General features: G+C 66.4%; 18 protein-coding genes. 9 read left to right on the top strand and 9 right to left on the bottom strand.

What is annotated here, in order from left to right; translation table 11 throughout:
• Nucleotides 1–325: 325 nt before the first annotated feature.
• On the bottom strand, nucleotides 326–1063 hold the full coding sequence (locus tag ASF90_RS11770; RefSeq protein WP_055849945.1) for an SIMPL domain-containing protein: 738 nt from the start codon (nucleotides 1061–1063) through the stop codon (nucleotides 326–328).
• Nucleotides 1064–1193: 130 nt separating this feature from the next.
• Here ASF90_RS11770 and ASF90_RS11775 point away from each other — a divergent pair, with 130 nt between their 5' ends.
• The 3 genes from ASF90_RS11775 (at nucleotide 1194) to ASF90_RS11785 (ending at nucleotide 7343) form a co-directional block, all read left to right on the top strand.
• Entirely contained in the window at nucleotides 1194–1766 is a 573-nt protein-coding gene (locus ASF90_RS11775) for a Maf-like protein (RefSeq protein WP_055849947.1), read from the top strand.
• Nucleotides 1766–3265, top strand: a complete 1500-nt coding sequence (gene rng, locus ASF90_RS11780) for a ribonuclease G (protein WP_055849948.1) — start codon at nucleotides 1766–1768, stop codon at nucleotides 3263–3265. Before ASF90_RS11775 ends, rng begins: the two co-directional genes overlap by 1 nt.
• A gap of 172 nt (nucleotides 3266–3437) precedes the next feature.
• Nucleotides 3438–7343, top strand: coding sequence for a YhdP family protein (locus ASF90_RS11785; RefSeq protein WP_055849950.1), 3906 nt, complete (start codon nucleotides 3438–3440; stop codon nucleotides 7341–7343).
• A gap of 5 nt (nucleotides 7344–7348) precedes the next feature.
• Here ASF90_RS11785 and ASF90_RS11790 read toward each other — a convergent pair whose 3' ends face one another.
• Nucleotides 7349–8104, bottom strand: coding sequence for a DUF6065 family protein (locus ASF90_RS11790; protein ID WP_055849952.1), 756 nt, complete (start codon nucleotides 8102–8104; stop codon nucleotides 7349–7351).
• A 99-nt stretch (nucleotides 8105–8203) separates the two neighbouring features.
• On the opposite strand from ASF90_RS11790, the gene tldD reads away from it, so the two are divergent.
• Nucleotides 8204–9649, top strand: coding sequence for a metalloprotease TldD (gene tldD / locus ASF90_RS11795; RefSeq protein ID WP_055849954.1), 1446 nt, complete (start codon nucleotides 8204–8206; stop codon nucleotides 9647–9649).
• 349 nt (nucleotides 9650–9998) lie between these two features.
• On the opposite strand, the gene yjgA is transcribed toward tldD, so the two are convergent.
• Entirely contained in the window at nucleotides 9999–10577 is a 579-nt protein-coding gene (gene yjgA / locus ASF90_RS11800) for a ribosome biogenesis factor YjgA (protein ID WP_055849956.1), read from the bottom strand.
• Between the two features lie 199 nt (nucleotides 10578–10776).
• Between yjgA and pmbA the strand changes: the two genes are divergently transcribed.
• Entirely contained in the window at nucleotides 10777–12144 is a 1368-nt protein-coding gene (gene pmbA / locus ASF90_RS11805) for a metalloprotease PmbA (RefSeq protein ID WP_055849958.1), read from the top strand.
• Nucleotides 12145–12487: 343 nt separating this feature from the next.
• On the top strand, nucleotides 12488–12877 hold the full coding sequence (locus ASF90_RS11810; RefSeq protein WP_055849960.1) for a DUF4870 domain-containing protein: 390 nt from the start codon (nucleotides 12488–12490) through the stop codon (nucleotides 12875–12877).
• 67 nt (nucleotides 12878–12944) lie between these two features.
• On the opposite strand, the gene ASF90_RS11815 is transcribed toward ASF90_RS11810, so the two are convergent.
• The 5 genes from ASF90_RS11815 to ASF90_RS11835 form a co-directional block, all read right to left on the bottom strand.
• Complete coding sequence (locus tag ASF90_RS11815; protein WP_055849962.1) at nucleotides 12945–14042, bottom strand: M35 family metallo-endopeptidase; 1098 nt, start codon at nucleotides 14040–14042, stop codon at nucleotides 12945–12947.
• 473 nt (nucleotides 14043–14515) lie between these two features.
• Nucleotides 14516–15391: a polyprenyl synthetase family protein gene (locus tag ASF90_RS11820; RefSeq protein WP_055849964.1), complete on the bottom strand. Its 876-nt coding sequence runs from the start codon at nucleotides 15389–15391 to the stop codon at nucleotides 14516–14518.
• 1 nt (nucleotide 15392) lies between these two features.
• Nucleotides 15393–15656, bottom strand: coding sequence for an exodeoxyribonuclease VII small subunit (locus ASF90_RS11825; RefSeq protein WP_005995187.1), 264 nt, complete (start codon nucleotides 15654–15656; stop codon nucleotides 15393–15395).
• A gap of 31 nt (nucleotides 15657–15687) precedes the next feature.
• Nucleotides 15688–16989: a tRNA lysidine(34) synthetase TilS gene (tilS, locus tag ASF90_RS11830; protein ID WP_082473496.1), complete on the bottom strand. Its 1302-nt coding sequence runs from the start codon at nucleotides 16987–16989 to the stop codon at nucleotides 15688–15690.
• A gap of 329 nt (nucleotides 16990–17318) precedes the next feature.
• A complete protein-coding gene (locus tag ASF90_RS11835) occupies nucleotides 17319–19052 on the bottom strand; it encodes an alkaline phosphatase (RefSeq protein ID WP_055849969.1) in 1734 nt (577 codons plus the stop codon).
• 115 nt (nucleotides 19053–19167) lie between these two features.
• Here ASF90_RS11835 and ASF90_RS11840 point away from each other — a divergent pair, with 115 nt between their 5' ends.
• Complete coding sequence (locus tag ASF90_RS11840; protein ID WP_055849972.1) at nucleotides 19168–20508, top strand: dicarboxylate/amino acid:cation symporter; 1341 nt, start codon at nucleotides 19168–19170, stop codon at nucleotides 20506–20508.
• Between the two features lie 9 nt (nucleotides 20509–20517).
• Nucleotides 20518–21357 carry a class I SAM-dependent methyltransferase gene (locus ASF90_RS11845; protein ID WP_055849973.1) on the top strand — a complete coding sequence of 280 codons (840 nt, stop codon included), beginning with the start codon at nucleotides 20518–20520 and terminating at the stop codon, nucleotides 21355–21357.
• A 10-nt stretch (nucleotides 21358–21367) separates the two neighbouring features.
• Here the strand turns inward: ASF90_RS11845 and ASF90_RS11850 are convergent, their stop codons facing one another.
• Nucleotides 21368–22099: a hypothetical protein gene (locus tag ASF90_RS11850; RefSeq protein ID WP_055849976.1), complete on the bottom strand. Its 732-nt coding sequence runs from the start codon at nucleotides 22097–22099 to the stop codon at nucleotides 21368–21370.
• A 340-nt stretch (nucleotides 22100–22439) separates the two neighbouring features.
• On the opposite strand from ASF90_RS11850, the gene ASF90_RS11855 reads away from it, so the two are divergent.
• Nucleotides 22440–22931, top strand: coding sequence for an acyl-CoA thioesterase (locus tag ASF90_RS11855; RefSeq protein ID WP_055849978.1), 492 nt, complete (start codon nucleotides 22440–22442; stop codon nucleotides 22929–22931).
• Nucleotides 22932–23114 lie beyond the last annotated feature (183 nt).

Consider the following 23114-nt stretch of genomic DNA (forward strand, 5'->3'; position numbering starts at 1 on the left):
CATCTCTCTCCAGAGGAGCGCCATCACGAATATGACGGTGCGCTGACAACCGATGCTAGAGCGCTGTAGCGCTCGCTTAAAGAATGATTTCGCTAAATTTCATGTTCTTTTAAGCACAACCCTTAAAAGTCGCCTATTCACATTGATAATGTGTGACCTTGGGCACTTGAAAGTTACCTATTTCAAGTTTTAAGTGAAACTTGCGTCCTGTTATAGCGCTCCGATTTCGCGCTTCCGTTTGGAGAAGCCTCGCAACCGCATTCCAGAAACGACACTGCCCTCCGAAGAGGGCAGTGGGGAAAGCTTTGGGCCGAGATCCGCTTCTTCAGCGCCCCAATTCGAATGTCGCCTCCAGCGTGATCGACAGCGTGCTTTCGCCGGGCGCCACCTGGGTATCCATCTCGGCCTTGGCCGAACGCATCGAGGCGGCCATCATCATCGGACGCACCACGCCGCCGCCGCTGCGGCCTTCGGAGATGCTGACGATGCGGCGCACCTTCAGTCCCAGCGATTTTGCATAGGTCTCTGCGCGGGCTTGGGCTTTTTTGAGAGCGGCCACGCGGGCTTCGTCGTAGGCCGCTTCGGGCTGGTCGACGGAGAAGCTGGGGCCGTTGATGTCGTTGGCACCCTGGGCGACCAGCGTGTCGAGCACCTTGCCGAGCTTGGAGATGTCGCGCACCTTCAGGCTGACGGTGTTGCTGGCCTGATAGCCGATGATCTTCGGCGCTTCGTTTTCCTTGTAGGCGTATTGCGGGCTCAGGTTGATGCCGCTGGTCTGCACGTCCTTGTCGGCGATGCCGGCGGCCTTCACGGCAGCCATGACCTTGCTCATCTGTTCGGCGTTCTGGCGCATGGCGGCGTTGCTGTCGGCAGCCTGGGTGACCACGCCTGCAGACAGGGTGGCGATATCCGGCACGCGCTTGGCTTCCGCTTCGGCCGACACGTTGAGCAGGGTGCCGTCGTTGGGGATGGTGTAGTTCGACGCGGATTGGGCGTGTGCGGTCATGGCGGTTCCGGCAGCGATGGACAGGGCCAGCAACAACGGCTTGAGGGTGGTACGCATGAGATCTCCTTGTCTGTGGTGCGAGCGTGTTGGGATGTCGATGAATATGTTGTGAGTCGAACGCCGTCGTGCCACCGCCGCGCGGGTGCGAAGTCAGCGGGCGAGCACGGCCAACAGGTATGCTGGGCGGATGCTCTATCTCGCCTCCCGTTCGCCACGCCGACAAGAACTGCTGCAACGCCTGGATGTGCCGTTCCAGACCCTGGAACTGGACGTGCCCGAGCTGCGCGCGCGCGCTGAATCGCCCGAACAGTACGTGCAGCGGGTTGCGCTGGACAAGGCGCGCGCCGGCCTTGCGCAGGTGCAGGCACGCGACCCCGATGCGATCGTGCTGGGCTCGGATACCGAAGTGGTGCTGGGCGAGCGTGTGTTCGGCAAACCGGTCGATGTCGACGATGCGATCGCGATGCTGCGCGTGTTGTCCGGTCGCACCCACCAGGTACTCACGGCGGTGGTTCTAGTCTGTGCACAGCGCGCTCCGGCGCAGGCATTGGTGGTGTCGGAGGTGACCTTCGACACGCTCGATGACGCGCAGATCGCTGCCTATGCCGCCTGTGGCGAGCCCATGGGCAAGGCCGGTGCCTATGCGATCCAGGGGCGAGCAGAACGTTTTATCAGCCATTTGTCCGGTAGCTATTCCGGCGTGATGGGATTGCCGCTGCATCACACCTCGCAGTTGCTCACAGCCTTCGGAGCACATTGATGTCGGAAGAGATTTTGGTCAACGTCACTCCGCGCGAAACCCGCGTGGCGGTGATCGAGAACGGCATGCTGCAGGAGCTGCATATCGAGCGCGGTTGGCGCCGGGGCGTGGTTGGCAACATCTACAAGGGCAAGGTGCAGCGGGTGATGCCCGGCATGCAGGCGGCGTTCGTCGAAGTCGGGCTGGAGCGCGCGGCGTTCCTGCACGCCAACGACGTGGTGCGCCCGGCACCGGCACCGGCCAGCGTGGTCGATACCGAAGAAACCCCGATCCCGCCACCGCCGGCAGCGTCCGTTCCGATTGTCGAGCTGCTGCGCGACGGCCAGGACATCGTGGTGCAGGTGGTCAAGGACCCGATCGGCACCAAGGGGGCCCGGCTGACCACGCAGATCAGCATTCCCTCGCGCTACCTGGTGTTGCTGCCGCAATCCAAGATCGTCGGGGTGTCGGCGCGGATCGAGGACGAGGCCGAGCGCCTGCGTCTGAAGACCATCGTCAGCGAGGTCTCGGCCCAGCACGGTGGCTTCGGCTACATCATCCGCACCAATGCCGAAGGCCAGCCAGCCGAAGCACTGGCCGAGGACATCGCCTACCTGTCGCGGGTCTGGAACGTGGTCGAGCGGCGCGGCCGCGAAGCGCCGCCGTGCAGCATCATCTATGAAGACCTGAGCCTGCCGCTGCGTGCGGTGCGCGACCTGATCCGCAAGGATGTGGAAAAGGTCAAGGTCGATTCCAACGAGACCTTCGTGCAATTGCAGGCGTTTGTGGCCAAGTACATGCCGGTGCTGGCCGAGCGGCTGGAGCTGTATACCGGCGACCGGCCGATCTTCGACCTGTACGGGGTCGAGGACGAGATCGGGCGCGCGTTGAACAAGCAGGTGCCGCTCAAGTCCGGTGGCTATCTGGTGATCGACCAGACCGAAGCGATGACCACCATCGACGTCAACACCGGTTCGTTCGTGGGGCAGCGCAATCTCGAAGAAACCGTGTTCCGCACCAATCTGGAGGCGGCGCAGGCGGTGGCGCGGCAGCTGCGGCTGCGCAACCTGGGCGGCATCATCATCATCGACTTCATCGATATGGACGATCCCGAGCACCGCCGCCAGGTGCTGCGTACGCTGGAAAAGGCGCTGGCCCGCGACCACGCCAAGACCACGGTGTACGAGTTCTCGCCGCTGGGTCTGGTGGAAATGACCCGCAAGCGCACCGTCGAAAGCCTGGAGCGGCAGTTGTCGGAAACCTGCGGCCAGTGCGGCGGGCGTGGCACCATCAAGACCGCCGAAACGGTGACTTACGAGATCTTCCGCGAGATCACCCGTGCGGTGCGCCAGTTCGATGCCGCGCGGCTGCTGGTGATCGCGTCCTCGAAGGTGGTCGCGCGTATCACCGACGAAGAATCCGCAGCGGTGGCCGAGTTGGAAGAATTCCTGGGCAAGAGCATCCGCTTCCAGTCCGACGACCAGTATCTGCAGGAGCAGTTCGACGTGGTGTTGCTGTGAGGCGGGGAATGGAGAGTCGGGAATCGGGAATGGGGGTGGAGCGAAAGCCACTCTTCGGGACGCGACTGAGATCTTTTTTAGAATGGTGCCGCGCGCGAACAGATGATCGTGCGCTTTGCGCGATGCGCGCTCTTACGATTCCCGATTCCCGATTCCCCACTCCCCGCGTCTAATGCCCACCCCGCTGCGCCGCCGTCTGCGTCTGTTCCGCCGCTATGCGATCACTGCCTGCGCGCTTGCGCTGGTGGCGGTCGCGTTGCTGGTGGGCGCGGCCAGCCAGGCGTTGCCGTTGGCTGAGGAGCATCCGCAGCAGATCGCCGACTGGTTGAGCCAGCGCGCCGGGCAGCAGATCGCGTTCGATCATCTGGAGACCGAGTGGACCCGGCGCGGCCCGCTGCTGCGGCTGGACGGCCTGCGGATCGGCCCGCAGGGCGAGGTGCGCGTGGGGCAGGCGGAGATCCTGCTGGCGATGTACGCCGGGTTGTTGCCTGGGCACTCGTTGACCGAGGTACGCCTGCGTGGGTTGGCGCTGACCTTGCAACGCAGCGACGACGGCGTGTGGTCGGTGCAGGGCCTGCCGAGCGGGAAAGGTGCCGACCCGCTGGATGCACTGCGTCGGCTTGGCGAGATCCAGTTGGCCGAGGCACGCCTGAAGGTGAACGCGCCATCGATCGGCCTGGACACCGCCTTGCCGAGGATCGACCTGCGCCTGCGCGTGAGCGGTTCGACGGTCAGGGTGGGCAGCCGCAGCTGGATCGATCTCACACGTGCGCCGCTGACCGCAGTGCTGGAGTTCGACCGTGACAGCGGCGACGGCAGCGCGTATGTGCAGGCCGAGCCGGTCGATCTGGCGGCGTGGGCATCGCTGCTGCAGGTCGGCGGCATGCGCGTGGAAGGCGGCGGTGGGCGTTTGCAGGCCTGGGCGCAGCTGCATGCGCGCCGCATTACCGGCGTCACCGTCGATGCCGACCTCTCCCAGGTCGCCTTGTCCGGGGCGCCGCTGGCGGACGAGACCGCCCGCCGCACGCTGCGCTGGGAGCGCCTGCAGGCACGTGCGCGCTGGCAGACCATCGATGGCGGTTGGCGGCTGGACGCGCCGTTGCTGCGGCTGGGGCAGGCGGCCACGTTGCAGCATCTGGACGGGCTGAGTATTGGCGGCGGGCGTCGCTATGCGGTGGCCGCCAGACAGGGCGATGTCTCCGGCCTGATTGCAGCCGCCGCATTGAGCGATCAGCTGTCGCCTGCGCTGCGCCGCTGGCTGATCCTGTCCAAACCGCAGCTGCGTGTGGCCGATCTGCAGATCGCCGGTGAGCAGGGCGGCGCCGTGCGTGCGCAGGGGCAGATCGAGGACCTCGCTTTCCTGCCGGTGGGCAACTCGCCGGGGATCAGCGGTTTGCGCGGCCGCGTCGACGGCGACGCGCAGGGCGGCGAGCTGGAAACCGCGCCGGACGCCACGGTGCGCTTCGACTGGCCCACCGGCTTTGGCGTGGTGCATGAGATTCAACTGGCCGGCAAGATCGTCGGCTGGCGCGAAGGAGCGGGTTGGCAGGTCGCCACCCCGGCCCTGCGTGTGCAGGCCAAGGACTACGGCGCCAACCTGCGCGGCGGGCTGTGGTTCCAGAACGACGGTACCCGCCCGCGCCTGCAACTTGCCGCGCAACTCGACGATGTGGCGCTGCCGGTGGCGCGCAAGTTCTGGATCCGCTCGAAGATGAGCAAGGCTGCCATCGACTGGCTGGACATGGCCGTGGCCGGCGGCGTGATCACCGGTGGCACCGGCCTGGTCAGTGGCGATCTGGACCAATGGCCGTTCGACGACAACGACGGGCGCTTCGAAGCGTTCGGGCAGATCCGCGACGGCGTAATTCGCTTCAATCCGGAGTGGCCGGCGATGGAGCAGGTGCAGGCCGATCTGCGCTTCATCGGCAATGGCTTTTCGTTGCAGGGCAGTGGCGATCTTGCCGGTACCCCGATCGCGCAACTGGACGCGGGCATCCCCAGCTTCAAGACGTCCGAGCTCTACGTGCGCGCCTCCACCCAGGCCGACGCGGCGCAGCTGCTGGGCATGCTGCGCAAGAGTCCGCTGGAGCGCCGCTACGGCGATACCCTGCGTAACCTCACCGTGTCCGGCCCGGCGGCGGTGAGCTTCGATCTGCTGCGCCCGTTGCGCACCAAGGGCGTGGGCGGGCATCTGCAGGGCACGGTGGCCTTGCAGGGCGCCAAGTTGGCCGACGCGCGCTGGAATCTGGCCTTCGACCAGGTCAGCGGACAGGCCGAGTATCGCGATACCGGGTTTGCGGCCGAGCATCTGAGCGTGCAGCACCAGGGCCGCAGCGGCGAGCTGGCACTGCGCGCCGGTGGCTTTGTGCAGGACCCCAGGCAGGCCTTCGAAGCGCGCCTTGACGCCACCCTGGATGCCAGGGAATTGTTCGACCGCGCCCCGCAGATGGAATGGTTGCGCCCGTACGTGCATGGCAGCGCGCCGTGGCAGGTGGGGGTGAATGTGCCGCTGCCAAACCCGGGTCAAGCGGATGCGCAGGCGCTGCTGACGCTGCGCTCGGATTTGGTGGGCACCACGCTGGACCTGCCCGCGCCGCTGGATAAGCCGGCCACCCAGGCGCTGGACACGCAGGTCAAGGTGGCCCTGCCGGTCGGCGATGGCGATATCGACGTCGCCTTCGGCAAGCTGGTGGCGCTCAAGGCCAGCAGCCATGGCGAGCAGACCGGCGTGCGCGTGGTCATGGGCACCGACACGGTGACCGAGCGCCCGCCCGCCAATGGACTGGTGGTGACCGGACGCACCGCCTCGCTGGATGCGATCGACTGGATCAGCCTGGCGCGCGGCAGCAGCGATCAGGACATGCCACCACTGCCGGGCCAGCCGGCAACGCCCAAGAAAGACGCTGTGCCGCTGCAGCAGGTGGACGTGCAGGCAGACAAGCTGCTGATGATCGGCGGGGTGTTTCCGCAGACGCGGCTGCGGCTGCGCCCGACCCGCGATGCGGTGGCGGTGACCCTGGATGGCCCTTCGCTGGCCGGTCAACTCACCGTGCCCAACGCCGACGGCGGCATCGTGCAAGGCAAGCTCAACACCGTGCGCTGGCAACCGGTGGCCGACGTGCCCGAGCCTGCAGCCCCGGAGCCCGGCGACCCGCTGGCTGGTGCCCTGCCGGAACCGGCACGCCGCGCGGTCGCCGAGTTCGACCCGGTCTCCATCCCGCCGCTGGCGCTGGATATCGACGACCTGCGCGTGGGCAAAATGACCCTGGGTGCGGCCATCCTGCGCAGCAGCCGGCTCACCGACGGCATGCAGGTGGATCAGCTGCAACTGCGCTCGGACGACCAGAGCATCGGCCTGACCGGCGCCTGGCGCGGCAAGGGCGATGCCGCCAGCACGCGGCTGTCGGCGCGGGTGGACAGCCGCAACCTTGGCAACCTTTTGCAAAACCTCACCCTGGGCGGCCAGCTGCGCGGCGGCGAAGGCCAGCTGGAACTCAACGCCGGCTGGCAGGGCTCGCCGACCGGTTTTGCGCTCGGCTCGCTGGACGGCAACCTGAAGGTGGATGTCCGCAACGGCCAGCTATTGGAAGTGGACCCGGGCGCCGGCCGCGTGCTCGGCTTGCTCAGCGTGGCGCAGTTGCCGCGCCGGTTGATGTTCGACTTCCGCGATTTCTTCTCCAAGGGCCTGGCCTTCAACACGCTGGACGGCGAGGTGCGCTTCGGCGACGGCTTCGCGCGCACCGACGCCATTCGCATCGCAGGCCCCGCTGCCGAGATCGCCATCCGCGGCCAGACCGATCTGCGTGCGCAGACCTTCGACCAGACCGTGGATGTGAACCCCAAGGCCGGCAACCTGCTGACCGTGGTCGGCGCGGTGGCCGGCGGGCCGGTGGGCGCGGCAGTGGGCGCGGCCGCCAACGCGGTGCTCGGCAAGCCGCTGGGCGCAATTGGCGCCAAGACCTATCACGTCACCGGGCCGTGGAAAGACCCGCAGGTGGACGTGGTCGAGCGCGAAACGCGCGAGCGTGCACCGAGCAAACCTGCGCCCGCCGGCAAACCCGCTGCGCCGCCGCGCTGACGCACTCAGTCGGCGGCAGTGTCATCGTCGCTGCCGGCACGCGTGAACATCGGCAGGCGCAGTCGCGCGCGGTGGCCCGGCACCACCGGCTGCTCCGGCCCCGCGACGCCGCGGAAATACCCGCGCTGCCATTTCTCGCGCGCCGCGGCCGATTGCGTATCGGGTAATTCATCGAGAAAGCGCGTGCGGCTGTGCGTCCAGTCGGCATGTTGCTGCGCCAGTTCCGGCGCTTCGGAAAGCGGCATCCACTGCGGCTGCATCTGTTCGATCACCTGCCGCTGCAGCGGGAACAGATGGCAGAACGGCTCACCTGCGTCGAAGCGCACCTGGCCGGGCCGGGTGAAGCGCCAGTTCATGGTGAAGGTGTACGGGCTCCAGTCGGTTTCCACCAGGCCGCTCAACGCGCCGATGCCGTCCTTGGGCCGGTTCAACGGGCCGGTGACGAACAGGTCGACGCCTTCGTCGGTGCGAAACAGGCACGGCACATGGAAGGTCAGCACGCCGTAGCCGAAGTGGCTGATCGCCGGCGCTGCGTTGCCGGCATCGGTCGCGATCTGGAGCGCGTCCAGCCCGTCGCGGCCATCCCAACTGGCCTGGAAACCGGACTGGCACAGCAGCTCCCAACCATGCGCGTTCGCAATCGCCAGCGGCAGGCAGCGGTATGCATAGCGTTGATCGGTGGCGTCCATCCAGTCGCGCGCATGCGGGGCAGGGCGGATGTCCAGGGTGTGGCCATCCAGAACGTGGGCGATGAGCTTCATGCGCAGGCGATGGTTACAGAGCGAGCCGGCGATGATAGCTGCGCCACATGTTCAGCCGGACGACTTGTCTCCCCGGCGCGCGGGCCCCATCCTGACCGCATGACCGATAACGCTCTCACTCTGGCCGAAACCCGGCTGCTGCTTCCTTCCGGCCTGGATGCCGGCCATCTGGACCGCACCTTCGGCGCCCTGTTGGGCCCGGGCATCGACTTCGGCGATCTGTATTTCCAGCATTCGCGACGCGAGAGCTGGAGCGTGGAAGACGGTATCGTCAAGGACGGTGCGCATTCCATCGAACAAGGCGTGGGCGTACGCGCGATTGCCGGCGAAAAAACCGGCTTTGCGTATTCCGACGACATCCAGCGCGAGACCTTGCTGGAAGCGGCGCAGTCGGCACGTGCGATCTCGCGCGACGGCGGCGCGCAATCCACCCGTGCGCTGGTGCGTGGCAATGGCCGCGCGTTGTATCCGGCCACCGACCCGATCGACGACATGGACAGTGCCACCAAGGTGGACCTGCTGCGCCGCATCGACCAGTACGTGCGCGCCGCCGATCCGCGCGTCAAACAGGTGATGGTGAGCCTGTCCGGTGGTGTGGACACGGTGCTGATCGCCCGCAGCGATGGCGTGCTGGCGGCCGACGTGCGCCCGCTGGTGCGGTTGAACGTGCAGGTCATTGTCGAACACGGCGGGCGTCGCGAGTCCGGTTATTCCGGCGGCGGCGGTCGTTACGGCTACGCCGAACTATTTGCCGATGGCCGCCCGGAAGACTTTGCGCGCGAAGCGCTGCGCCAGGCGCTGGTCAATCTGGATGCCATCCCCGCGCCGGCCGGCGTGATGCCGGTGGTGCTCGGCCCCGGCTGGCCCGGCGTGCTGCTGCACGAGGCGGTGGGCCACGGGCTGGAAGGCGACTTCAATCGCAAGGGCACCAGCGTCTACGCCGGGCGCATGGGCGAGCGCGTCGCCTCGCCGGGCGTGACCATCGTCGATGACGGCACCCTGGACGGCCGCCGTGGCTCGCTCAATATCGATGACGAGGGCACGCCGACGCAGTGCACCACGCTGATCGAAGACGGCGTGCTGGTGGGCTACATGCAGGACACCCACAACGCGCGCCTGATGGGCGTGGCGCCCACCGGCAACGGCCGCCGCGAATCGTTCGCGCACCTGACCATGCCGCGCATGACCAACACCTACATGCGCGCCGGCCAGCACGACCCGGAAGAAATGATCCGCTCGGTCAAGAAGGGCATTTACGCGGTGAACTTCGGCGGTGGCCAGGTCGACATCACCAGCGGCAAATACGTGTTCTCGGCCACCGAGGCCTACCTGATCGAGGACGGCAAGGTCACCGCGCCGGTGAAGGGCGCCACGCTGATCGGCAATGGCCCGGAAACCATGCAGAAGGTGCGCATGATCGGCAACGATCTGGCCCTGGACGAAGGCGTGGGCGTGTGCGGCAAGGACGGGCAGAGCGTGCCGGTCGGCGTCGGCCAGCCATCGCTGTTGATCGACGGCATTACGGTCGGCGGAACGCAGGCCTGAGATGCTGGGAATCGGGAATCGGGAATCGGGAATCGCAACGGCAAGAGCGCCTTTCCGGGTGTTTGGCGTTTGCGGAGCTCCGGTTCGGCGGTGGCGTGGATTGGTGCGTCGGGATGGGGGATTCGCAACGGCAGGCGCGCTAAGCAGTGCGTCTGGCGGTTGCGATTCGTCGGTTCGCGGGAGGCGATTCGGTAACCGAGGTTGGACCGTTGCGACGGCGGGTGCGCGGCATCGCGTGTCGGGTGTTTGTGCGTCTTCCGTTCGGACGCAGGCTGTTGAGAGCCGTGCGTCGGGCTGGGCGGGGGCGGAGGCGAGTGCTGCGCGGCTCCGCCTTTGCGCCGGTCGATGCCTAGGTGTCGTCTTCCGGGTCCAGATCGTCTTCCAGGTCCGGCTCCTCGCTCTCGATTCCCTGCTCCTGCGACAGGTCGCGCAGCACCTGGAACAGTTCGCGGTAGGCGCGCGGGGGCTTGTTCTTGGCGCGTTCGTGGATCGCGTTGCGCACCAGTTGGCGCAGTTGTTGGCGATCGGCAGCCGGGTAGGCTTCCAGCAGCTCGGCCAGCGCCACGTCGTTCTCGGCCAGCAGGCGCTCGCGCCAGCGCTCGACGCGATGGATCGCCGCCACTTCACGGCGCGCGGTGTCGCTGTTGGCATCCAGCGCATCGCGGATGGCGGCCAGCGTCTCGTCGTCCTCGCGGCGCATGTGCTTGGCCAGAAACGCCAGCTGCCGCTTGTGCGCGATATGCGAGGTGATGCGCTTGCTCTCTTCGATATGCGGGATCAGCGACTCGGGCACCGGCAACTTGGCCAGCTGCGCCGGGGTGAGCGCCACCAGCTTTTCGCCCAGGTCGAAAATTTCCAGCGCCTCGCGCCGTTGCTGGCTGCGGCTGGTGCCACGAAATTCACCGGTATCTTCATCGCGTCCGCGCATTGCCACTACATCCCAAAACTTGGTTAGTTAAATTTCCGGCCACGAACGGCCGGACTCCGGCGGAAGACTCCGCACCACATTCAGACACTGCGGCCATGGATAGCCGAGCTTTCTGCGGACGGATCCGCATCCACATTCAGACAGTCCGGCCATGATGGCCGGGCTTTCGCGGACGGATCCGCATCCAAAGGATAAAGCATTGAACGCACTCTCCTCCGAAACCCGTGTCGCCGACGACAGCCTGCAGCGTCTGGACGCACTGACCGATATCTCGCAACGCCTGCTCGAGCGCGCCCGTGCGGCCGGCGCCACCCAGGCCGAAGTGAGTTGCAGCGAAGAGCGCGGCCTGGACGTCAACGTGCGCCTGGGCGATGTGGAAACGGTCGAATCCACCCGCGATCGCGGCATTGCGGTGACGGTCTACTTCGGCAAGCGCAAGGGCAGTGCCAGCACCGCCGACCTGCAGGATGCCAGCCTGGAATCCACCGTGGCCCAGGCCTGCGCGATTGCGCGTTACACCGAAGACGACCCGGCGTCCGGCCTGGCCGACCCGGCGCTGATGGCGCACGATTTCCCCGACCTGGACAGCTGGCACCCGTGGGCGCTGGACGCCGACACCGCGGTGGACCTGGCGCTGGCCTGCGAGGCCGCCGGCCGCGATGCGGACGCACGTATCAGTAATTCCGATGGCGCCTCGGCCAGCACCGGGCTCAGCCTGTCGGTGTATGCCAATTCGCACGGGTTCATCGGGCGCGAGCGCGGCACCCACCATTCGATCAGCTGCGCGCTGATCGCCGGGCAGGGCGACGGCATGCAGCGCGATGGCTGGTACAGCAGCGCGCTGGCGCGCGAAGACCTGGAAGCGCCGGATGCCATCGGCCGACATGCCGCCGAGCGCACCCTGGCGCGCCTGGCGCCACGTTCGTTGCCCACCGGCCAGCTGCCGGTGCTGTTCGCGCCGGAAGTGGCGCGCTCGCTGGTCGGCCATCTGCTGGGTGCGGTCTCCGGTGGCGCGTTGTATCGCCGCGCCAGCTTCCTGCTCGACAGCATCGGCACCAAGCTGTTTCCGGACTGGTTCAACATCGAAGAGCTGCCGCATCTGCGACGCGGGCTGCGCTCGGCCGCCTTCGATGGCGAAGGTGTCGCTACCCGGCAGTCGGCGCTGATCACCGACGGCGTGCTGCAGCGCTATGTGCTGGGCAGCTACTCGGCACGCAAGCTGGGCTTGCAGACCACCGCCAATGCCGGCGGCGTGCACAACCTGCAGGTCACCGCCAACGCGGGCGATCTGGCCGCGATGATCGGCGGCATGTCGCGCGGCCTGCTGGTCACCGAACTGATGGGCAACGGCGTCAACCCGGTGACCGGCGATTACTCGCGCGGTGCCGGCGGCTTCTGGGTCGAGAACGGCGCCATCGCCTATCCGGTGGACGGCCTGACCATCGCCGGCAATCTGCGCGACATGTTTGCCGGCATCGAAGCGGTCGGTAGCGACGTCGACCCGCGCTCGCACGTCAAGATCGGCTCGGTGCTGGTCAATCGGATGACCGTGGCGGGCGACAGCTGAGCCGTCGCTCGGGCTGAGGTCTGGCCATGCCTGACGGGCATGGTCGGCGCACTGGTCCGCGCCGACCATGCAGCGTTGAGCCCCCGGCCGGCCATGCACGCGTGCTGTCCGGGCTCCCCGCCATAGATGCATGGTGTGGGCCTATCCAGTGCTTAGAAACAAAGAGTCGACCCCAACGCCGCTGCGCCATGCCGCAGCGCGATCGCTAGCGTCATCGCCTCGACGTAGGGGGCGTGCCATCGCTCCTGGTGGGTGACGCAAACCAGACCATGTCTTCCCGCACTGGTGGCTGACTGAATCGTTGTTATAGTCCGCCGCACCACAATCATGTTCGGGGAGATCTATGAGCGAATTCGAGACACACGCCGCGCCGCCACCGCCGCCGGTCGGCACCAGCACGCCGTCGGAGGAGCGCACCCTCGCGCTCGCCGCACATCTGCTGGGCATCCTGACGTCCTTCATCGGCGCGTTGGTGATCTGGCTGATCAGCAAGGACGCCAGTCCGTCCAAGCCGTTTGCCACCGATCAGTCCAAGGAAGCGCTGAACTTCCAGATCACCGTGATCATTGCTTATGTGCTGGCCGTGATCCTGACCGTGGTGTCGTTCGGCATCCTGTTCTTCGTGCCGACGCTGGTGTGGGTCGCCAACCTGGTGTTCTGCATCCTGGCCGCGGTCAAGGCCAATAACGGCGAGCATTACCGCTATCCGTTCACGCTGCGCCTGATCAAGTAATCCGGCCCGCGTAACGCAAAGGCCCGGCATCGCTGCCGGGCCTTTGTCGTTTCAGACGTTGACGCGATCAGTTCTGCGCCGGGGTGTTCTCGGCAAAGTACTCGTGGCTGTCGGCGTTGGTGATGGCCTGCGCCGGGTTGCTACGTGCCAGGCTGCGTGCGCCACTCTGGCCGTAGACCACATCGTCGGTGCCTGCCACCACGGTGAAGTGGCTGGTTTCGTGCACCAGCGTGCCGGCCTTGGAGTCGGTGCCGGTTGTCGACGCGCTCCAGAACGCGTTGCAGACATGGATCTCGTACGGCTGATTCGGATAGACGTACGCGAATGCGTCGGCCAGATCCGCTTCGCAGCTGCAGTTGATGGTGAGCTGGCCGTTGTTCTGGTCCAGCGCGTTGTCGATGTTGACGAAGTTCGAGCTGACCCGGCTGTAGCGCGAGGCGTTGTAGGCGCCAAACCAGGTGGTGTAGCGCGCACCGGTGCTGCCGGCGTTGAGGTAGTTGCGCGCGTTCTGCGAGTAATTACGCGCGGCAGTGACGCCACTGGCGGCCTGGTTGGTGCGCGTGGTGCTGCAGTTGAGATAGTTGATGCCGTTGACCACGGCGGTCGGGCCGATGGTCAGCTGCCGCTGCACGCCGCGGTTGGCGCCGTCCAGCCAGACGGTGAGCGGGGTGCTGGTGGCGACTGCAGGCAAACCGTTGGCGGCCTTCATCAGGCTGCCATCGGACAACGAGGCGTATTGCAGCGACGAGCGCACCTGGATGGTGTAGTTGCCGCTGGTGGACAGGTCATAGGCACCGGCCAGATCCACCTCGCCCTTGACGCTCTGGCCCGGCTGCAGAATGGTGAAGTCGGCTGCCTTGGGCAGGCCGCGCTTGACCAGGCGCCCGGTGTAATCCACCGGCTTGCCATCGCGGCTCACGGCCAGGATGCCGTTGTCCAGCGACTTGAGCGGAAGCTGATAGGTCGGTACGCGGGCAACCTGGCTGCCGTTATTGGTGACCGTCACTGCGATCTTGCCTTGATGCCGGCCGGCCTGGTCGGCCACTGGCGCCAGTTCGATGGTCAACGGAACCGGGCCGCGCACGGACTGCGCCTGCGCCGAACCGAGCACGCCGACGACGGCGAGCGTACCTGCTGCAAACGATGCGAGAAAAACATTCTTCACCAGTGACTCTCCTTGGTCGGGGGATGCCCGCAAGCGCGGGCAGCCCAAACCTAGGTAGAGCGAGCGGGCGCGACAAGTTGTTCAATTAGCGATATTTCTGGATGTCGCGCATTGGTTATTCATCAAAATACATCACTGGTGTAGATAATTCAGCAATAAAGTGTGTGGCTGGTCATAAAACGACGCTAGTTGTGTGTCGCCGACTGACACAAACTCTACTGACCAATGTGCCGTTCTGTGATCAGGCTCCCCTGTAGCCTGAATGGACCCAGGCAATCGACCGTGCGGTGGCGCACGGAATGCGCAAACCTGTCGTGCGAGGCGAAGTTGAGGGTGGGGTGGTGCGTGCGGCATCCGCTCTGAATGCGTTGCCGTCTTGCAGTGCCGTGATCTGGCACGGCCGTTGTGCGTTCTCCGCTGCCCGCGCGCTGATCGCACCCTGACGGCGGCTCGCCAAGCGTGGTTAGCCGCGCCTAGTGCGCGCGGTCCACCGCAAACCGGCCCAGGGTCGCCAGGGTTTCACCCGGTGGGCCATAGGGCTGCAGCACGTCGTGCATGCGGGTCGCCAGCTCGGCGAGCTTGGCTTTGGCGCCGTCCATGCCGAGCAAGGCCGGGTAGGTGGATTTGGATTGCGCAGCGTCCTTGCCAGCGGTCTTGCCCAGCTGCGCCGAGCTCGATTCCACATCCAGGATGTCGTCGCGCACCTGGAAGGCCAGGCCCAGCGCATCGGCAAAGTCGTCCACGCGCTGCTGGTCGGCCGGCGCGGCGCTGCCGGTCAACGCGCCCATGCGCACTGCGGCGCGAATCAGTGCGCCGGTCTTGAGCGCATGCATGCGTTGCAGTGCATCCAGCGGTTGCAACTGACCGGTGGCATCGATATCCAGCGCCTGGCCGCCGCACATGCCCGCCGCACCGGCCGCAGTGGCCAGGCTCTGCAACCAGCCCACGCGCAGCTCGGCGCTGACTGGCGCGGTGGCCAGCAGTTCGAAGGCGCGGGTCTGCAGTGCATCGCCGGCCAGGATGGCGGTGGCCTCGTCGAAGGCGATGTGCACGGTGGGCTGGCCGCGTCGCAGCGCGTCGTCGTCCATCGCCGGCAGATCGTCGTGCACCAGCGAGTAGGCGTGGATCAGTTCGACCGCCACGGCGGGGGTGTCCAGCGTGTCTTCATCGGCGCCAAACAGCGCACCGGTGGCATACACCAGCAGCGGCCGCATGCGTTTGCCACCGCCCAACACCGTGTGCCGCATCGCTGCGTGCAGACGCTGCGGTGCCAGCGTGGCGCTTGGCAAGCCTGCGTCGAGGCTGCGTTCGGTGCGAGCGATCCAGTGTTCGAACAGCGCGGGACTCACCTCAGCCGCCGTCCAGCGACGGCGGCTCGAAGGCTTCGGCAAGCTCGGGACGGGCCGGGTCGGTCAGCAGACGGACGCGCAGTTCGGCTTGTTCCAGCGCCTGTTGGCAATCGCGGTACAGGCCGATGCCGCGTTCGTAGGCGCTGAGCGATTGTTCCAGGCTCAGGTCGCCGACTTCCATTTTCTGCACCAGTTGCTCGAGTTCTTCCAACGACTGTTCGAAGCGGGCAACCGGGGATGTTTCGTTCAAGGACTTCTTGGCCATCGCTAAAGTGTGCGGCGCGCGCGCAGGCGGGTCAATTCGCGTCGGCGTCGACGCGCCACTGCAGACGTGCGCCATTGGCCTGCAGCCAGTCCGTCAATGCAGCGGAGACGATGCGATCGCCGGCGGCAAGCACCTGGTCGTCGGCCCACAGAATTGGCAGGCGATCGCGGTGCCAAGGCGGCAGATCGACCGTTTGCAGCACATGCTTGAGCCGATGCGAATGCGTGCGTTGCGGCAGCGCGATGCGCTCCCCACCGTGTCGGGCACGCACCAGCAGCGGGTGCGCGAAGCGCAGCCCTGAGCGGCCATGCAAGTGCAGCTGTGCGCCATCGGGCAACAGCAAGGGCTGCGCGCCATCCCACTGCGCTGACCACTGCGCCGGCCATGCCGGTGTTGGACGAAGCAGGTACAGGCAATGCCGCCAGCGCCGCACTTCGACCTGCTGCCAGGCAAAGCAGGCTTGGCGATCCGGCGCGTGGATGTCGATTTCCCGTTCCAGCGCAACCACACCCTGCGCGGGCAGCGGCGGTGCACCGGTCGCGGTGACCCACGCACGCAGCAAGCGCGGCCGGCGTGCGGCTGGCTGTGCACGCAGCAGGTGCAGGTCCAGTGCGCCGCTCGCGGTCATCAGGCCGGGCAGCATGGCCTGATCGTCATGCTGCAGCAGATCGCTGGCGTCGGCGCTCAGCTGCGCGCTGCGTGCCAGCGCAGCGGCGGCTTGCGGCCAGCGTTGCTGCAGCAATGGCAGCACCTGCGTGCGCAGGAAGTTGCGGTCGTAGCAGGCATCGGCGTTGCTGGGATCTTCGATCCAGTGCAAGGCGTGTAGGCGTGCATAGGCGTGCAGATCGGCGCGCGGATGTGCCAGCAATGGGCGCCATAACGTGCCGGCGGCAAACGGCCGCTGCGCACGCATGGCCGCCAAGCCGTCAGGGCCTGATGCACGCAGTGCGCGCAGCAGAAACGTTTCGGCCTGATCGTCGCGATGGTGGGCCAGCGCCAGCCACTCGCCGGGTGCGAGCAGGTCGGCAAAGGCGGCGTGGCGCGCCTGGCGTGCGGCTGCTTCCAGCCCCAGGCCGCTATCGCGCGCGACCTGCACCTGCACGACGTGCAGCGGCACCTGTAGCGCCTCGCAGGTGCGCTGGCAATGTGCGGCCCAGGCATCGGCATCGGCATGCAGGCCGTGATGTACGTGCAGCGCACGCAGGCCGTAATCGCGGTACGCCGGCATGGCAGCCAGCGCGTGCAGCAACACACTCGAATCCATGCCGCCGCTGTAGGCGATCAGCACCGGGCCGGGTGGGATGGCTGGCAGCAGGGGCGGTGTGTCGGTCACCGGGTGCTCAATCGATGCGGAACAGTGCTGGATGGGCAAACCACCGATGTGCGCGAACAGTTGCGATCCGTGGACCGCACCGCGCGGCTTGGGAACATCGACGCTCCATCCACGTCCACATCCACGTCCACATCCACGTCCATGTCCATGTCCATGTCCATGTCATGCTCATCGCAGCACGTGGCGCATTGGCCACCACGCGCCGATGCCGCGAAACGATCACATCGCCGTACGTCATGCGAGACGCGGTCCGCCCATGCGGCAGACGTGTCCGGCACGGTGGTGCTGATCGCATGCCCACCAGCCGCCGCTGTGCTGCCATCTGCACATCAACGCTTCGCCGCCGCCTCGAACGTGGTCGGCGTGGGCAACTGCACCGGGACGCCGGCGCTGTCGCAGGTGCCGGCCTTGCACAGGCGCTCGCGCAGACGCGGGGTGGCCTGCACGATGACGTGGTAGATCACGTTCTCTTCCAACGTGCCGCGGAATGCCGCGCTGCCCGGGCCGGTGGCCCAGATGCCGACGTCTTCGCCGCCATGGCTTTCGGACTTGGTCGGTACCAGCGATTCCTGCATGTAGCTGGGCGCTTCGGTATCGACATGGGTGAGGTCGGGGCGGCCGTGGGCCGGCTCGCTGCTGCTGGGCTCGTGCGGGTACTTCTTCGGGCCGGCCGGCTGTGCGTTGGTCGCGCCGGTGTGGCCGGGGCCATTGGCGTAGCTGAGGGTGGTGTAGGGCTGGCCGGCCAGGTCGGTGGCCAACTGGCTGCGGTCGCCTTCTTCGCCGCCGGTGCCGCGCACCTTGCCCAGGATCGGGTTGCCGCGTACAGGGTAGCCGACGAAGTTGAGCGTGTGCGAATGGTCGGCGGTGACGATGATCAGGGTGTCGGCCGGTGCAGTTTCCACTGCGGCGCGCACCGCGTCGGATAGCGAGACGGTTTCGTCGAGCGCGCGGTAGGCGTTGCCAGCATGGTTGGCGTGATCGATGCGGCCGCCTTCGACCATCAGCACGAAACCATTCGGGTCGCGCGACAGCGACTGGATCGCGGTGCGGGTCATCTCGGTCAGGCTGGGCTCGCCCTGCGGGCCGCGATTGCGGTCGTGGTCGAACTGCATGTGGTCCGGCTCGAACAGGCCCAGCAGCGCGGGGGCGCCGGCAGCGGCCTGCAGCTGCTGCTCGTTCCAGACGTACGCACCTTGCGGATGCGCCTGCTTCCATTCGGCGACCAGGTCGCGGCCGTCCAGGCGCAGGCCGACCTTGTCGTCGTACTCCGGGTCTCGCTCCTGCACGGTCTGGAACTGGCTGCGGCCGCCGCCGAGCACCACCTGCGGGCCGCGCCCGTAGCGGGCGGTGGACAACAACTGCTGGGCGATGTCCTGGCAGCCGGCCGCGCGCGCCGCCTCGGGTAGGTCGGTATCGTTTTCCCAGTTACGGTCCGGCGAATGCGCGTAGGTCGCTGCCGGGGTGGCGTGGGTGAGACGGGTGGTGGTGACCACACCGGTGGCCATGCCGGCGCTGTCGGCCAACTGCAACCAGCTCAGCAGCCCCTTGTTCAAACTCTCGGCGCAGTCGCTGCGGTTGCCGCTGCTGACGCCGATCGCGCCCATGTGCGACTTCACGCCGGTGGTGATCGCGGTCATGGTGCCGGCCGAATCCGGCGTCTGCGAATCGGTGTTGTAGGTCTTGCTGAAGGCGGTGGCCGGGAACTGCTCCCACGACAGCAGGTTCTCTTCGCCCGGCCCGCCCTTGCGCTGGCCGTCCAGGATGCGCGCGGCTGCCACCGTGGTCAGGCTCATGCCATCGCCCAGGAACAGGATCACGTTGCGTGCCTTGCCGGCCATGGCGCCGTTGCCGGCCGCACGTGCGGCGCCAGAGCGGTACCACCACTGCGGGGTCTCGCCGGCCGGGTGTGTCACCGGCGGCACATCCACGCGGATGGCGGCGGGTGCGGACGCGGTGGTTCCGGCAGTGGAGGCGCAGGCGGCCACGCACAGGGTGGTCAGGGCGGCGAGGGCAGGCAGGCGGTAACGCATCGGGTTCGAACTCGTGGCTGAATCAGCGCCCATTATGCCGGCCTGTGTCCGTCGCACAGATGACACGCTGCTGTTCCAGTCGTGGCCTCGCGGGCAAGCCAGGCCTGCGCTAAGGTGCATGCACTCTCCCCCCGGATGATTCGACGACATGAGACTGGTTGCGGCCTGGTTGCGCATTCCGTTCTGGCAGCGCGTGGTGGCCGGCTTCGTTCTCGGCGCGATTGCCGGTGCGGCGATGGGCCCGGCGGCCGAGGTGTGGTTTGGTCCGCTCGGCGATCTGTACGTCACCCTGATCAAGATGATTGCGATCCCGCTGGTGTTCTTCGCGGTGATCAATGCGATCTCGTCGTTGCACGGGCAAAAGTCGGTGGCTGCGCTCGGCGGGCGCACCTTCCTGTGGTTCGTGATCACCGCCGCGCTGGCGGTCGGCGTCGGCCTTGCGGTGGGCACGCTCATGCAGCCGGGCGCCGGGCATTTCAGCCTGAGTGTGGACTCGGCGTGGAAGCCGCGCGATGTGCCCAGCCCGATCCAGGTATTGCTGGATGTGGTGCCGTCCAACCCGTTCTACGCACTGACCGGCATCGGCACCAAGACCAACGCGGCCGGCGAAACCGTGCTGGCGGCCGGGCGCGGGTCGATCCTGCCGGTGATCTTCTTTGCCGCGTTGCTCGGCTTTGCGATGGTCAAGCTTGGCGAGCGGGTGGCCGAGGCGCGCAAGCTCACCGGGCAACTGAGCGACATCATGATCCAGGTGACGCGCTTCGTGCTGGAGATGACTCCGCTCGGCACCTTCGGCCTGATTGCCGGGCTGGTCGGTAGCTATGGCTTCGCAAAGTTGCTGCCGTTCGGCAGTTTCGTGCTCGCGCTGTACGTGGCCTGCGCCATCCATATCCTGGTGGTCTACAGCAGCCTGTTGCTGGTGCACGGGCTCAACCCGTGGAAGTTCTTCCGCGGTGCAGCGCCTGGTATGCAGGTGGCCTTCGTCAGTTCGTCGAGCTTTGCCGCGATGCCGGTGGCGATGCGTTCGATCACCCACAATCTGGGCGTCAGCAAGGACTACGCCGCGTTTGCGGTGCCGCTGGGCGCCAGCATCAAGATGGACGGCTGCGGCGCGATCTATCCGGCGCTGTGTGCGGTGTTTATCGCCCAATACTCCGGCGTGCCGTTGACGGCCAATCAATACTTCGTGGTGCTGATCGCCTCGGTGCTGGGTAGCTTCGGCACTGCTGGTGTGCCGGGCACCGCAGTCATCATGGCCACCGTAGTGCTCAGCGCGGCCAACCTGCCGCTGGAAGTGATCGGGTATCTGTATGCCATCGACCGCATTCTCGACATGATGCGCACGATGACCAACGTTACCGGGCAGATGCTGGTGCCGGTGCTGGTGGCCAAGGAAACCGGTTTGTTGGACAAGGCGGTCTATGAGTCGGCATCCACCAACGTGGGGCTGGAAGATCCGCCCGCCGACAGCGCCAAGCCGCTGCGCTGAGCGGCACGCATGACGGTTGCATTTCCCGTATTGCGTGAGCGCCTGGCGCAGCTGCCCGCGCTGGACAGCGTGGACGGCGTGTTCGTTCAACGCACGCTTGCCGACGATCCGTTCGAGGATCGCTATCTGGAGGTGCGGCGCAAGGAAGGCCGCCTATATACCGATGCGCAGGTCCGCAGCCTGCCGCGCCCCAGCGGCAAGCTTGGTGCCAGCCTGGAATGGCAGGTGCGCGCGCTGTCCAGCAGGTTGCTGGTGCAGCATCTGCAAGCACGCGCAAGCGAAGGTGCAGGCGAGGGCGCCATTCTCGAACTGGGTTGCGGCAATGGCTGGTTATCCCAACTGTTGGCGCAATCCCTGCAGCGTGACGTGTGCGGTATCGACGTCAATCGCACCGAGCTCACGCAGGCCGCGCGCGTGTTCGGCCACGACCAACGGCTGAGTTTTGTCGCTGCCGATATCCAGACCCTGGCGCTGCCACACGATGTCTTCGATGTCATCGTGGTGCCGGCATGCATCCAGTATTTTGCCGATCCTGCGGCCTTGGTGCGTCACCTGCTTGCGCAACTGCGCGACGGCGGCGAGTTGCACATCCTCGACAGCCCCCTGTATCCAGATCGGCAGCGTGCCGACCAAAGCGCTGCACGCAGCCTGCGTTATTTCACCGGCCTTGGCGTTCCTGCATTGGCCGAGCAATACCACCAGCACACCTATGCCGCCTTCGACGCGTTCGCAGTGCAATGGCTGTTCGATCCGCGCCATCTGCGTGCGCGTGTGCGCCGCCTGCTCAAACTGCGGCAACCGCATTTTCCGTGGTTGTGTCTTCGCAAGCAGGACAACCAGGGGCGGTAGCTCGCTGGCGTCATCGCCCTTGTAGGGCCTCCATCAACGTCGTCGCTTGCGGCGCCTTGTGCTGCGCGACCGCGCCGACCACGATAAAAAACGTCAGCACGCCGATCAGTGGCCACAGCGTGTGGCGAACGCATAACCACCACCAGCCTTGCGCCTGCACGCCGCGCATGCGTCGATACAGCCCGCCTGCCAGCGCCGCGTCCACCAGAAGCTCGGCCATCAACACCGGCGCCGACCACACCACCCAGGCGGCAGCAACGATTGCGACTGCAGCGGCGGCCAGCACTGCCACTATCGCCAGGATCGGCAGTCCGGCGTCGCCATCGACGAAATCCGGCAGTGCGCCGTCCCCCGAAACATTCGAGTTGGATCGGGATGGCGTGCTCCATGTGCCGGACCTACCCGCGCCACTGGAGTTGCCGCCGTGGCCGGCCCATCCCGAGGTGTCCTGCGTCTCGCTGCTGGCGAGGTCGACGCAGTCGCCCGCCAGTTCATCGTCTAGGTCGTTGCGCCAGCGTAGCCATGCCCACATCAGCAGCAGAAACAGGCCATAGGCGACCAGCGTCGCCATCGGGTAGCGCACCACCATCGCATCGACGCCGGCATTGCGCAGCAGGAACGAGGCCAGCAGCCCGCCTGTTGCCGTGGTCAACACGATGGCGCTCATCTGCAAGCGCGGCCAACCGTCGCGTTCCAGATGCTGCCTTGCATGCTCGATGGTGAATCGTCTTCGGTCCGACATGACGCGCTGCCTCCTGCTGCGGGCAGCCTTGCCCGGATGCCGAGAGTAAGTGACTTTCGATCAGGCTTGCACGCGCTTTGCTGCAGATGTGCGATTTGCCCAGGGACCGGTGGCCGGCCAGGATCTGGCCGCTCCGGAGCGCATAAGCGAGCACGCGCGAAGTCCTGGGGGACGCGCCTACGGTGTGTGTGAGTCTTGTCATCACGTGCGGCGAGTGTAAGAGACCTGCAAGGCAGGCGCAGAGCCGCGCTTTCCGTCAGCGCATCCGCGTGCGCGGGGCCAATCCCTTCAACGCGCGCGCATGGCACACTTTCAGCCTATCCCCTGGTGAGAGCGTGCAGTGATTGGCCAACAGCGTGATCTGACATTTCGTTTTCTGGCCGAGCCCAGCGACGTCAACTTCGGCGGCAAGGTGCATGGCGGCGTGGTGATGAAGTGGATCGACCAGGTCGGTTTTGCTGCGGCCAGTGGCTGGAGCGGGCATTACTGCGTGACGGTGGCGGTGGGCGGCATCCGCTTTGTGGCGCCGGTACGGATCGGCGATCTGGTCGCGGTGTCGGCCAAGCTGGTCTACACCGGGCGCAGCAGCATGCATTTCGCCATCGATGTGCGTGCGCGCAGCCCGATGGGCGGTGACTCGCGCTTGTGCACCCATTGCATCATCGTGTTCGTGGCGATGGATCCGGACGGCGTCACGCCGGTGGAAGTCCCCTCCTGGCGGCCGGACACGCCCGAAGATCAGCGCCTGGCCGAGTACGCCCTCAAGGTGATGGAGCTGAGCAAGGGCATCGAGGACACCATGGCGCACTACAGGGCCGATACGTCGGGCTAAGCACAGGCGCTGTCCGGACCCATTCGCGCAGTGCCGCGGACAGGGTGCGCTGTCGTGCGAGCGCTTATCAGGTCCCATTGCGGCAACGCTGGCGGTAGCGGCTGCCATAGGGCAGTCACATGACCGTTTCGATGACGACGCACACAAAAAAGCCGCGGGTTCGCCGCGGCTTTCTTTTAATCG

Source organism: Xanthomonas sp. Leaf148 (assembly GCF_001423585.1).
GTDB lineage: Bacteria > Pseudomonadota > Gammaproteobacteria > Xanthomonadales > Xanthomonadaceae > Xanthomonas.